This is a genomic window from Moraxella sp. CTOTU48268 (assembly GCF_032069585.1).
GTDB classification, from domain to species: Bacteria; Pseudomonadota; Gammaproteobacteria; order Pseudomonadales; family Moraxellaceae; genus Faucicola; species Faucicola cinerea.
This window is the reverse complement of sequence record NZ_DAMALV010000008.1, coordinates 76,784-89,487: the sequence shown is the minus strand read 5'-3', so window position 1 is coordinate 89,487 and position 12,704 is coordinate 76,784. Positions and strand designations below refer to the sequence as shown.

General features: G+C 45.5%; 8 protein-coding genes. 4 read left to right on the top strand and 4 right to left on the bottom strand.

The genetic code is table 11. From position 1 onward, the window contains the following. From RT143_RS04770 to minE, 4 genes are all read left to right on the top strand, one after another. Positions 1–938, top strand: a 938-nt coding sequence (locus tag RT143_RS04770; RefSeq protein ID WP_313091528.1) for a hypothetical protein, incomplete at its 5' end; no start/stop codon positions are given. Positions 939–1,119: 181 nt separating this feature from the next. Then, positions 1,120–2,121, top strand: a complete 1,002-nt coding sequence (minC, locus tag RT143_RS04765) for a septum site-determining protein MinC (RefSeq protein WP_313091526.1) — start codon at positions 1,120–1,122, stop codon at positions 2,119–2,121. 255 nt (positions 2,122–2,376) lie between these two features. Then, a complete protein-coding gene (minD, locus tag RT143_RS04760) occupies positions 2,377–3,189 on the top strand; it encodes a septum site-determining protein MinD (RefSeq protein WP_036592750.1) in 813 nt (270 codons plus the stop codon). Positions 3,190–3,192: 3 nt separating this feature from the next. After that, a complete protein-coding gene (gene minE, locus RT143_RS04755; RefSeq protein ID WP_007115412.1) occupies positions 3,193–3,468 on the top strand; it encodes a cell division topological specificity factor MinE in 276 nt (91 codons plus the stop codon). Between the two features lie 89 nt (positions 3,469–3,557). Here minE and RT143_RS04750 read toward each other — a convergent pair whose 3' ends face one another. The 4 genes from RT143_RS04750 to RT143_RS04735 form a co-directional block, all read right to left on the bottom strand. Further along, complete coding sequence (locus tag RT143_RS04750; protein WP_313091524.1) at positions 3,558–4,115, bottom strand: cytochrome b; 558 nt, start codon at positions 4,113–4,115, stop codon at positions 3,558–3,560. Positions 4,116–4,219: 104 nt separating this feature from the next. Continuing rightward, positions 4,220–4,783 (bottom strand): hypothetical protein, encoded by a 564-nt coding sequence (locus RT143_RS04745; protein ID WP_313091523.1) that lies wholly within the window; start codon positions 4,781–4,783, stop codon positions 4,220–4,222. Between the two features lie 56 nt (positions 4,784–4,839). Continuing rightward, a complete protein-coding gene (locus RT143_RS04740; protein WP_313091522.1) occupies positions 4,840–5,790 on the bottom strand; it encodes a chemotaxis protein CheB in 951 nt (316 codons plus the stop codon). Between the two features lie 28 nt (positions 5,791–5,818). Then, positions 5,819–12,484 carry an Hpt domain-containing protein gene (locus tag RT143_RS04735; RefSeq protein ID WP_313091521.1) on the bottom strand — a complete coding sequence of 2,222 codons (6,666 nt, stop codon included), beginning with the start codon at positions 12,482–12,484 and terminating at the stop codon, positions 5,819–5,821. Positions 12,485–12,704 lie beyond the last annotated feature (220 nt).

Below are 12,704 nucleotides of genomic sequence, written 5' to 3'. Positions count from 1 at the left end.
TTGCCATTGTGTTGGACTTGCTGCTTATGGGGTTTGACGCTTTGATGCTAAGTAGCTTTATGGCAAAAATAGCAAGTTGGCTGGGGTTTCTTGACAGTATTGTCAGTTATCAGCAAGGATGGCACGAGCCGCTCAAAGTGGCAGGGGGTCTGTTTACCATCTTTTTGGTAGCAGAGCTTGTGGTTCGCTGGTTGATTGCCATCGCCCAAAAACGCTATTACCGCTGGTTTTTCTTTCCATTTGTGCATTGGTATGAGGTGTTGGGCTGTGCACCACAGCTGCGCGCATTACGACTGCTGCGCGTTGGCGTGATTGGTTATCGTCTGCATGAACTGGGCTACAAAGTTTTGCCCGCCAGTTGGCTCGCCACGATCAAATTTTATTACCAAATGATTATGGAAGAGATTTCTGATCGGGTGATTTTAACTGCGATTGACAATATCCGCACCGAAATAAGCAACACCGATGGGCATTTGGTCAAAAACATCATCGACAAGCATCGTGATGACATACAAAAGGTCATCGTTGAAGTGCTGCAGCAAGAAGCCACACCGTTATTACAATCCACGCCCGCCCATCCTGCCATCTTTGCCAAACCTTTGGCAGAACAGGTGGGCATTGCCATCCAGCAAGCGCTAACCGATACGCCCGAGCTGCACCGCATATTACGGTTGATACCGATCGCAGGTAGTCTGATAGAAAACCAAATGCACAGCATCGGGCAACACATTGGGGAAAATCTGACATTAAACTTGACCACTAACCTTACCAAACCGCAAACGCTCACGCTGATATATGAAGAAATCGCCAAAAGCTTGGTGCAAATTGACGTCACTAGCCCTGCGCTAGAAAAATTAATTAGCGATATTATTGATGATAGTTTGACGTCACTTGCCAACCAAGTTCGCATTCAACAATGGAAGCACCAAATACGCTGATTCAATCCACCAATTTGGCTGACCGATAGCGGCTTTGCAACCCTTTTTTTATCGCCCTATTACGGCTTTGGTTGCCAAACAATAAATAGCGCGGTGAATGGTTGTTGTTTTAAATAATACTTGCTAATATGCGGTATGAATCGATTTTGATGTATAAAAAGTTATTATAAAAAGGTTTTTCATGACACAGCCCGCTGCCCTTGACTTGACCCAAGATAGTTCATCACAAAACTTACAAAGCCTTAACGTATCCGAGCAGGATGCACCGCAAAGTCAGCAGCCAGCCAAGCTATTACCCACCGACCCTGTAGCCACTAGCGTGAAACTTACGGGCAGACTCCTCAACTTTACCCGCCTAAATATTGAAGGCAATGATATCAAAGTAATTTTAACAAAGATTGCACAAAAGCTAGGTCGTCAACGCCAGTCCAACTTACCGGTGATTGTCAGCTGTCATCACCCGTTAAATTTAGCGCAGCTTTGGGGCGGCTTATGGGCACTAGGGTTACAGCCGATTGGGTTGGTCACAGGCGCCAATGATGCTCAAGCCAATGAGCTTCGCATCGCCATTTTTCCAGCAGATGGGCAGCGCATTGATGGCAAATCACCAAAAAATGTGGCGACGGGCAGTGAGCGAAAATCAAACAGCACAGCCAATACTCCATCCTCTCAACACGTTGCGCAGTCCCCTACCCAATCACTAACATCCGACAGTCAAGTGACTGAGCGACAAAATCAAACCGCCAGTGATATCGCAGCCAATAATACCGCAAGCAATGAGACCACAATCAATGAGACCGCAGCTGCACCTGAAAAATTTGTCGCCTCACCGCATCACCAATCGCAGCCTGAAGGCGATTTGGTGCATACTCAAATGCTGCGCTCCGGTCAAAGTATCAATCATGTAGGCGGTGACGTGATTTTGACCAAAGGCATCAATGCCGGCGCGGAAGCGATTACCGATTATAGCTTACACGTGTATGGAAAAGCCGAAGGGCGATTGGTCGCAGGGGCGACGGGCGACACCAACGCCAAAATATTCTGTTTACGTTTTAACCCGTCACTGGTGTCAGTTGCGGGCACTTATTGCCTAAAAGAAAATATTCCCATTGAGTATTTGGATAAAGCGGTACAAGTCAGCTACCTTGATGGACAAGGCTTGGTCTTTGAATTGATGGAATGATAATCACCCAAACAGCCTTATACCATAATCTATGCAAAAATCGCCAATCTCTCGATTAACTTCGAAAAGTTTTTTATGCTAAACTAGTCCAATTAACCAAATTTGGGCTAACTAAAATTTAAGCCTTAACTTTTAACGATTTACGTTAATTTATATCCATATTTTTCAAACCAGTTTAGCGTGAATGTGTGTATGGCTTGATGATTAACCAATACAGCCTCACTGACACCGTGCTATGAATAGGAGTATGCCAAAGTGGCAAAAATCGTTGTTGTAACTTCAGGAAAAGGCGGGGTAGGCAAAACCACCACTAGCGCCTCTTTCGCTACAGGTCTAGCCCTTCGCGGCTTTAAAACTGTGGTGATTGACTTTGACGTGGGTCTTAGAAATCTTGACCTTATTATGGGCTGCGAAAACCGTATCGTGTATGACTTTGTTGATGTTATCTCAGGGAACGCGCGCCTGTCCCAAGCTTTGGTAAAAGACAAACAGCTCAATAATTTGTTTATCTTACCTGCCAGCCAAACCCGCGACAAAGACGCCTTGACAGATGAAGGAGTCGCCGAAGTCATTAATGAGTTAGCCAAACAATTTGACTACATCGTGTGTGACTCGCCCGCTGGTATCGAGCGCGGTGCCCAGCTAGCTATGTACCATGCCGATGAAGCCATCATCGTGACCAACCCAGAAATCTCGTCGGTGCGTGACTCAGACCGTATCATCGGTATTTTGCAAAGCCGTACTAAAAAAGTTGAAGAAGGTACAGGCGTGGTACGTGAGCACTTGGTCATCAACCGCTACAACGCTGAGCGTGCTGAGCGCGGCGAGATGATGGATATCAACAGCATCTCTAACGACATCCTAAAAGTGCCACTACTTGGCGTGATTCCTGAAAGCAATAGCGTACTTGAGGCATCAAACCAAGGTGTGCCTGTGGTGCTAGATCAAAATTCAAAAGCCGGTCAAACTTATGATGACATGGTCGCTCGTTTCTTGGGGGAAGAACGTCCCTATCGCCATATCGAGGTGAAGAAGAAAAGTTTCCTACAACGCTGGTTTGGAGGTTAGGCTATGGGATTTTGGAGTAATTTATTTGGCGGTGAGCAAAAGTCAAACAGTGCCAATACTGCCGCAGAGCGCCTAAAGGTCATCGTTGCTAGCGAAAACCGCTTGCACAATCGGTTAACCCCAGAGCGTATCGAAAAAATGAAACGTGAGATTTTGGCCGTGGTCAATACCTACGTATCAGGTGTCAACATTGATGACGTCAATATTCAACATCACAATGAAGCGAACATGGAAGTGCTAGAGATGAATATCAGCTTGCCTGATAGTACACGCCAATAATTCATGTTGCGCTTAATCTAGGTTGCATTTAAAAAATTGTTACTAAAAAAGCCCATGATGACATGGGCTTTTTTATACTATGGGCTGACTTAGCGCATACGGCGCATTAAATGGTCTTTTTGGATAAATTGGTGATACAGCGCGCCGATGATATGTAAGGCCGTGAAAATTAGCAGCAACGTCCACAACAGATTTTTATGAATTTTTTCTAACCTGCCTGACCAATCACTGTTTTCACTGACAAAGGCTGGGATATCAAATAGCCCAAACATACTCACCCCTTCCCCATCAAACATAACAGAAAACCAACCCGCCAAAGGCATGGCAAGCAAAATCAAGTACAGTGCCAAATGGGTTAAATGCGATAGTTTATTTTGCCATTTTGGCATCGGTACATCGGCAGGTGCTTTGGTGACAAAGCGGTTGATAATACGACCTACTGTCCAAAATAACACACTGAGTCCAAACGCTTTATGCAAATCAAAATAGGTAAAGTCAGTTGCATCTTCATTAAGCTCAATCATTGCCCAAGTCGCAATCAGCAATACCACACTAATCCAATGGAAAATACGTGACGATAGCGACCATTTGTTGACACCGTGTGGGGCAATCGGCTGTGGCGCTTCATTTGCAGGAAATAATGCCATAATGAATTTTACCTTATCATGATTTGTTTTGGGTTATTCTAGCAATGTTTGGGCAAAATAAAAGTAACAGACTGTTGGCAAAATAGCATAAAGGCGGACTGCGTCTAACTATCTAAATCCACCAAGAAATGTGAGAGCTTGTCCAAATCTGGCACCACACACAACTCGCCTGCCAACATGACTGGCTGAAAAATATAGTCCTGCTGTAAGCTGTAGTCTGCCAAATTCGGTGTGCGCGAGCGCTCGACGAGCTCATCATTTGGCGCGTTTAAGGCGGTTAATAAGTCAGGGTAGTGAGTCGCTAATTCAGCTTGGTAAGTCGCGTCATCAGCGTCTTTGAGATCAGCAATACGCACAGAATGAAAAGTCACTTCCCCGTGAATTTGCAAGGCAATCCGATGGATATCGGTGACGCTTTCTAACACCACTAAGTGGGTGGGCTTATCATCTTTTGCCAACAAGTGATACACTGACACTTCTTGATCGCGCCAAATATAATTCCAGATGCGCTCATCATAGTTATCAATGCTTAAAATCAAGGCTTGCGGCACAATCCAGTCAGGCGAACTGCTAGAAGGAATTCGAGCAATGGTTAATTGACCTGTGGTGATACTTAGGACGCCTACATCCTCATCTTGCTTAAAATAACGGTTTAAATCGTTTGCCATAGCCTGCTCATTTACTGATTAATAAGAAATTTAGGGGTCGCTGCTAGCCTGCCGTATTAGCCACACAAGGCGATTAGCTGCTGAGCTAACTGCTTAGGGGTGCCAACAAAAGTGACCTGGTTGCTTTCAATCATGCTTTGTGGCTGGCTCGCGCAGGTGCTACTGTCAGGGGATTGCGCCCAAATAATGCTGCCATTTTTTTTGACCGTCGCTGCCACATCACTGCCATCATTGCCCATACCAGAGAACACAATAGTAATTAAATTGTTGCCAAACGCTTCACTGCAGTTACGCATGACGTCACTGATTGGCGGTTTGTAACTGCCTTGCCAAGGTTTACGCTGCAAAATCACCCGTCCATTGGAATCACACACCACGCTGTGGTCAATCGGTAAAATCAAACAACGCCCTGACAATAATTTTTGGGTGTTGGTCACTATGTCACAGCGCCACTCATTGTGACGATTTAAAATTCTTGGCAAGGTGTTTAGCGTATTTTGGTTAAAGTGCTGCGCTAGTAACAGCGCCACTGGCAAATCTTCGGGCAAATTATCTAAAAATTCCTTAATCGCCAGCGGTCCGCCCATCGAGGCTGCGAGCAACACCACATATTTCCACGGTTTGATTTCGCTCTTGGCAGCATCATAGGGCTCTAACAAATCGCTACGTTCTAGCATGTTGGCAATTTTTCGCTTCAGTTGGCGTTGCCATTTGGCATATAACAGACTTTCATTGATATAAGGCGCCGTGACAAAGCCCAGTAGCACAATCTTAGTCAAATTGACATTCTGTTGTTTTTCAACATTTTGAATGACTGCGTAATCGTCTGGGGTATCGATTAGCCACACGTCAACTTTTTGCTGAAAATGTTTTTCGGTCAGCTGTGACGCTGCCAAGCATGCCACGATTTCAAATCCCCAAGAACGAATGGTATCGCTAAAGGCGAGCCGTTGCTGATTTTCCTCAGCAACGATAAAAAATCGCAGCGGTGGGTACTTTGACAGCATGAATGATTGTATCCTTTACATGGTCGGCTTAGTCAGTTTTTGCTTGTTGGGTAAAGCGCGCTAACGTGTCTAACAGCATTTGTTCTTGGAATGGTTTACCCATGTATTCATTCACCCCGATATCAAACGCGCGTTCACGGTGTTTTTCGCCGGTACGCGATGTAATCATGACAATAGGAATATGCTGGAGCCGTGAATTATGGCGAATATGGTTGGCCACTTCAAAGCCGTCCATACGTGGCATCTCAATATCCAATACAATGACTTCAGGTAGCATTTCTTGCAGTTTTTCTAGCGCATCAATACCGTCTGTTGCCACTTGGGCATCATAGCCGTGACGTTCTAGTAAGCGCGAGGTGACTTTGCGCACGGTTACTGAGTCATCCACAATCAATACCAGCGGTTTGTGCGCTCGTTTGGCCGCTTTATTGGCTTTTTGCAGCTCGACTTTGGTAATGTTGCTGACATTACGCATCAATGCCACCAAGTCAAGAATGAGCATGACCGAACCATCACCCATGATGGTGGCAGAAGAAATTCCATCGATATGGGAGAGCTGACGACCGAGCGGTTTGACGACCACTTCAATACGAGAGCCTGCAATCATATCGACTTGTAGCGCCATGCGCTGACCTAAGTCCGTACGAATAATAATCACTGGCACACTGCTTGACTGGTGCGCTAGTGCATCCACCGGGTCGCTGCCGTACAAAATCTGATTAAGATAGCGCAAACGATAGGCTTGTCCATCGATATTGATAGTATCGGCATTCGTGGTATAAAAATTAGCAATCGCATCGATATTGACCCGCATCACACGTTCAATTTGCACCAATGGTACAGCAAAGTATTTATCCCCTGCCCTCACCATCAAGGCATCAGACACCGCAACTGTCAATGGTAGACGCATGGTAAAGCGTGAGCCTCTGCCAGGCTCAGAGTCGACGGTTACTACCCCTCCTAACTGCTTGACTTCGCTTTGTACCACGTCCATACCGACACCACGACCCGAGATTTGTGATACGGATTTGGCGGTGGATAGACCCGCGTTAAAGATATATTGCATGATATCCAGTGTCTTTAGACTGGTATCTTTGGCAGAAATCAAGCCTTGCTCAATCGCTTTTTCGCGTACGGCATTGACATTAATACCGCGTCCATCATCGGCTAAGTTGATAACGATTTCACCGCCTTCACGCAGCACTTCAAGCGTGATTAAGCCTGTTCTTGATTTACCACTTTCAATACGTTCTTGCGATTTTTCAATACCATGATCAACGGCGTTACGTAGCATATGCTCAAGCGGCGAGGTAATACGCTCAAGGATATTACGGTCAATTTCACCTTCATCGTTTAAGATTCGTAGTTCAACAGATTTACCCAGTTCGGTTGCTATTTGACGGACGACCCGTTGCAGACGTGGCGTGATACGCGAGAATGGCACAGTACGTGAATCCATCAACCCTTCTTGTAAATCAGTCTGGGTGCGTGATAACTGCAGTAGCAAGTTTTCGGTTTCACGGGTTTTATCGAGCATGGTCGTTTTGATGTCTAACAAGTCCGATGCTGATTCCGATAGCGATTTTGACAATTGGTTGAGCGATGAATATTGGTCCATCTCTAACGGGTCAAAGTCACTTTCTAACGCATGCTCATCACCAATTTGTGACAAGATTTGAATCTCAAGCTCTGTTTCCATACGGCGTAGCTGATCTGCTAGACGCTGTACAGTTGCGCCCATCTCTTCGATATTGTTTGATAGACTTGATATACCCATCTCGATTCGCGAGCGGTTAATCGCGGACTCACCTGATAGGTTAATCATGCGCTCCATAGCACTTGCAGAAATCCTAAGTGTCTCAGCATGAAGGCTCGATTGATCTTGCTCAGATTCAAAGTTACCCGTCATCAGCGGCATGACGCTTAGGTCGCGCTGTTTGACTTCTAACGTGTCTTGTCCCAGACTACTGCGATAGATATCAATCTGTTCAATTTGGCTAGCGAGGTTAGCATTGGGGATTTCTTTTAAGCTATCAGGTTTTTGCGAGAATTGTTGCAGCGCGGCAACCAACGCCACCGGCGTTTGTGGGTTAAATTTATTCTCTAATACATAAATCGCATTTGCTAACCAGTCATGACACACCGCCAATAGGTTGCCAATCATACGCGTCGCAGGTTTGCGGCGGCTGCCTAGCTCTTCGTAGATGGTTTCCATTTCGTGAGCCAACGTGGCAATCCCTTCTGCACCGACCATTCTTGCGCCACCTTTGATGGTGTGCAATTCACGTTGCAAGGCTTGTAATGCTGCAAGATCACTGTTATTACTACGGAACTCTTGTAAATGCTGGCTGCTGCTATCAATCAGCTCTTTGGCTTCTTCAAGATAAATTTTTAAGATATCTTCGTCAGGCTCTTGACCTTTCCAAGTCTCTAAACGACGCCCTTCAAAGTTGTTAATAATTTCTTCGATGTAGAGTGGATCATTTTTTGCAATCGCGCTATCACCCTCTTGGGCAAGTTGTTTTTGCTCCATCAACTCTTCAGGATTGGCTTCAACAATCATCGGCACTGCAAATACCAAGTCTCGGCTTTGCACTGTACCAGCGATAACCTCATCAATTTGGTGGGCAAAGTCGCTGGCTTCAAAAGAGCGACTAAATTGTCGAACTTGCTTGAGCTGCGAGGCAATGGTTTCATGCAGCTTTTGCACCAATGAAGCGGTATCGGCATCACTCGCTAAAATACCTTTATCAATGGCATCATACACTTGCTCACCACGTAGCGCCATCTCGGCAATACTCGTTACCCCGAGTAGCTCTGCACCCCCTTTTAATATGTGCATATAATTAGCTAGTTCTTTGGTGACCGCTAAATTGCTAAGGTTATTGAGCCATTGGTTGTAGTAATTTTGTACATCGGGCTGAACGGTTTGCACTTCATCCAAGAAAATTTGCAATAGTTCATCATCTGTAGCAACTGGTTGGTACTCGATAGCATCCATCTCGGCTTGGTACTGATTTTTTGCCAATAATTTTCTTAAGGTTTCAATCGCCTCTTCATCGATATTGACGCGCAGGCCTGCTGCAATGGCGTCAAACATATTGATGAGCTGATTGTGTACGCCCATTAAGGCATCATAAATGGCTTCATTTTTGGCAAATTGCGGATAATCAGCCAGTTTGTTATAGGTAAACTGTAAGGTGCTTGGAATGATAAAATAGCTCAAACCTGCAGACGCCTGCGCAAGCCTTGCTGCCTGTTGTTCAAGCTGCTGGGCATAGGCAATAACTTGTTCATTCTCGCCAGCAAACTTAGCTTGCGCTTGCTGATCGGCAGCGAGTAAGTCATCAATCCCAAGGGCTATCAGGTCTTTGACAGTCAGTTTGGTGCTTTCATGAGGCTCAGCATTGGCATCTGTTAGCCGCTCAATCAAGTCGGCAACAATGTCAGTGTTATCTTCTACAACCGTCACATCATGATGGATTTTATGCTCATCAATGTAGGTTCGCAGTAGATCTGTGGCCTCTTGCAGGGTCAATAACTGGCGAGCCGTCAGCGGCATTTCATTATGTAATAAGTCGCCCAATACTTTTTCTACCGCTGCGCTTAAGTGATAGACATTGTTAAGTTCAATCAGGGCTGCCCCACCACGCAAGGTATGAAATGCGCGTAATATGGCATCAGGCACATGCGTTGCAGGCTCACCCAAATGCTGGGTGATAAAGTTATCAATATTGACCAATAACTCGTCTGCTTCTTCAATAAATACGTCATCAGCCACATCCATTTCACTACTGATGTCACTAATGCCACTGACATCCTGTAGCGCTTGCGTTTGTGCGGTGGCGTCACCAGACGATAGTGCCCCATCTGTGTGTGACGCACTCGGCGAGGCGGCCCCCTGCCCCATAAAGGCGGACAAGACTTGAGGGTAGCTAAAGCTGTCGCCATGTTTTTTGGCATAGCTATTAGCGACAGCTTGCCACAGTTTAATCACTGCGGGATAGTCTGTACGATTTTGGGCAAAAATCGTGATGAGTCCAGCAAATGCGTCAATGACATCAGCAACTAGATTTGAAACCCCCTCGTCTACTGTTATGGTATGATCGAGCACGCGATTGAGCATGTTTTCAATCGACCAAGCAAGCTCCCCTAGCTGATTGGCACCAACCATGCGACCTGAGCCTTTTAAGGTATGAAACCCTCGGCGGATTTCTTTTAAGGTCTCAAAATCATCGGGCTTGGCTTGCCAAGCTTGGTTAAGCGGGGCAATCGTCTCAATCACTTCATTGGCTTCTTCGATATAAATTTCTTGAATATCGGCATCGCTGACCGCATCTGTGACCATCGTTAGCTGCTCATATTCGCGAGCCACTACTTCAGGTAAGGCATGAATATCCGCTGTGGTTGATGGCGCAGTGTCGCTGGCAGCTTCATTGCGTTGAGCCATATTATCACTGTCTTCAGCCACACTAGCACTGACTGGTACAAGGCTATCTAAGCCATTCGTTTCTGGCAAGCCTGTGTTAATCGGCTGCTGCTGTAATAGATTAGTCGCTTGCAATACCGTAACCGCAGGGTCAATACTTGGCGCCCGCTGCTGCTTAAAATCTTCAACCAATATCGGCAGTTTGCGATGGGTATCTTTGATAAAGCCCACTAACGCATCACTAACCGCTAAAGTACCATCTAGCACACGGTTGAGCATGTTTTCTACTGCCCAGCACATCTCACCAATTTGATGAGCGCCCACCATACGACCTGAGCCTTTTAAGGTATGAAAACCTCGGCGGATATCTTTGAGCGCGACTAATTCACGAGTGTCCACTTCCCATACGGGAATTTGCTCACCCAACTCAGCAAGGACTTCTTGCGCCTCTTCAATGAAAATATCTCGGATATCTTCATCCATACTGTAATCATCAGCTTTGAGGGCTTGCCTCGCAACCGCTAGCGCTTGCGATTCTTGCACGCCAGTCGTTTGCGTGACAGCCGTTTGCTTGATAGGCGCTTCTGAAGCCGTAGCTAGCACTTGTGTTGGTGCTTTCATATCACTGGCAATATATTCGCCTTCATCATCGTAAATCACCGTATCTTTGCTAAAGTGCTTGGTGGGTGCTACCACTTCGGCGGCGGTTAATGGCATTTCGATTAAGCCATTAAGCAATAAATTGGCACGGTTAAGCTGAGTTTGGGTTTGATCCAAAAATTCTTCATTAACAGACTGATTGGATAAATAATCCAAAAATAGCTCAAAGCGGGCAAGCATGTCGGCGATGGCATCACTGGCTTCCGCGCTTAATACCTGTACCGAATTTTTATGCATACGGCTAAATAATAAGCGAATTTGCTCGACCAATTCTTTGGGACGTGTTAATCCTAATGCCCCAAAAACTTGAATAGTGGCAATCAATTCGTCATTGACAGTTAATTTATTTAAATCACGGGTTTGGATATATTGATTAAACGACTGTTTGATATGTTCAACATGCACGCGCGTTTGGCGCACCGCTTCATTTTGCGGATTGCTGGCATAGGCAAAATGCTTTAAGCCAATTTGGCTATCAAGGATTTCAACCGTTGACAACAACTGGCTATAAACATCTTGCAGCTGGCGTTCTACCTGCCAACTGAGTGATGACGCCATAAAGGTATCTTGCGTCATTAAGCGCACATCATCGATAATTTGCGCCATTTGGTTTTCATAAAACACCCAACCGCGATTTGCCAAACTGTTTTTGACCGATTCAAGCATCGGCAAAATGGTGAGGGGCTCATGCACTTGATAAATAATTTTTTCAAGTTTTTCTAATACTTGACTAAATAGATTATCAAGCGTGTCACTACTATTGATATCCAAGCTTGATAGCAGGACTTTAGCGTCATGCGATTTATGGGTTAACGCATTGAGCGCTAACAACACATCAACTGCCAGACGCGACACGGTAATATCAGGGGTGAGAGTCAAATCATGCGTCAGCAGCAATGACAGACTGTTTAACAGCGAAGCATAATCGGTTGGCGCAGGCTGCTCATTGATGGTTAAGTTATTGCACCACACTGCGACCAACTGCCAAAATTGACGCCAGGCAGGATTGATGGAAGCCTGGGACAAATAGCCAGCAACTTTGCTCAGTGCATCTAAATGTTCGCTATCATTGGTCTCGTTTTGTAGTAGTTGCAAACTGGTATAACGCCAGACTTTGAGTAACTCTTCGGCTTGGGCACTGTCCCATGGGTGTTTGATGTCTGGCGTGGCTAATTGGCTTAAAAATAATAAAGTATTGTTTGCAGCATCTTGGATGGGCTCATAAGTTGATGCTATGCCAAGCAGCTGCTCAAAATAAGCGATTCGGTCATTGACCCAATCGGTATGAATCTGCTGTTTAGCTTGTACTTGTTCAATGTCAAATTGCAGCAACCTCACCGCATGGCTGATTTGACTAAAATACTGCGGGGATAAAGTCTCTTGCTGAATGGCGATAGTGGTTTTATCAAGCGTTTTCGCCAGTTTTGATAAGGCGGGCTGGTTGGCAAGCGCGAGCGCACCGGTGATTTGGTGCAAATGTTGACCGATTAACTGCCACGCTGGCTGCGCGTCATGTCGTTGTAGCAACTGGTTAAGCTCACCAAATACGTCTTTTAAAACAGGCATCAACCAGTCTAAGGCGATCAAATTACGTTGTTTACTCATACCATATTCCTAGGACAACGACTGTCAAAAACGATGACGATTTTTATCGATTTTAAGGTAACTGTAACGCAGTCGTTTATTAATTTCTTATATCACTTAAAATAACTTACCCGCTGTCTGGCGTCAACTCAGGTTGATACCTTTTATAAGTTATAATGTTCACCCATTCACGCTGCGATATTTGCCAATGCTTTGAGCCAATCTAGGACAACCGTTTTGC

What these genes read in the sequence shown, in the direction of transcription:
- RT143_RS04735 (WP_313091521.1), bottom strand. Translation starts at nt 12,484, where the DNA reads ATGAGTAAACAACGTAATTTGATCGCCTTAGACTGGTTGATGCCTGTT.
- minC (WP_313091526.1), top strand. Translation starts at nt 1,120, where the DNA reads ATGACACAGCCCGCTGCCCTTGACTTGACCCAAGATAGTTCATCACAA.
- RT143_RS04750 (WP_313091524.1), bottom strand. Translation starts at nt 4,115, where the DNA reads ATGGCATTATTTCCTGCAAATGAAGCGCCACAGCCGATTGCCCCACAC.
- RT143_RS04740 (WP_313091522.1), bottom strand. Translation starts at nt 5,790, where the DNA reads ATGCTGTCAAAGTACCCACCGCTGCGATTTTTTATCGTTGCTGAGGAA.
- RT143_RS04745 (WP_313091523.1), bottom strand. Translation starts at nt 4,783, where the DNA reads ATGGCAAACGATTTAAACCGTTATTTTAAGCAAGATGAGGATGTAGGC.
- minE (WP_007115412.1), top strand. Translation starts at nt 3,193, where the DNA reads ATGGGATTTTGGAGTAATTTATTTGGCGGTGAGCAAAAGTCAAACAGT.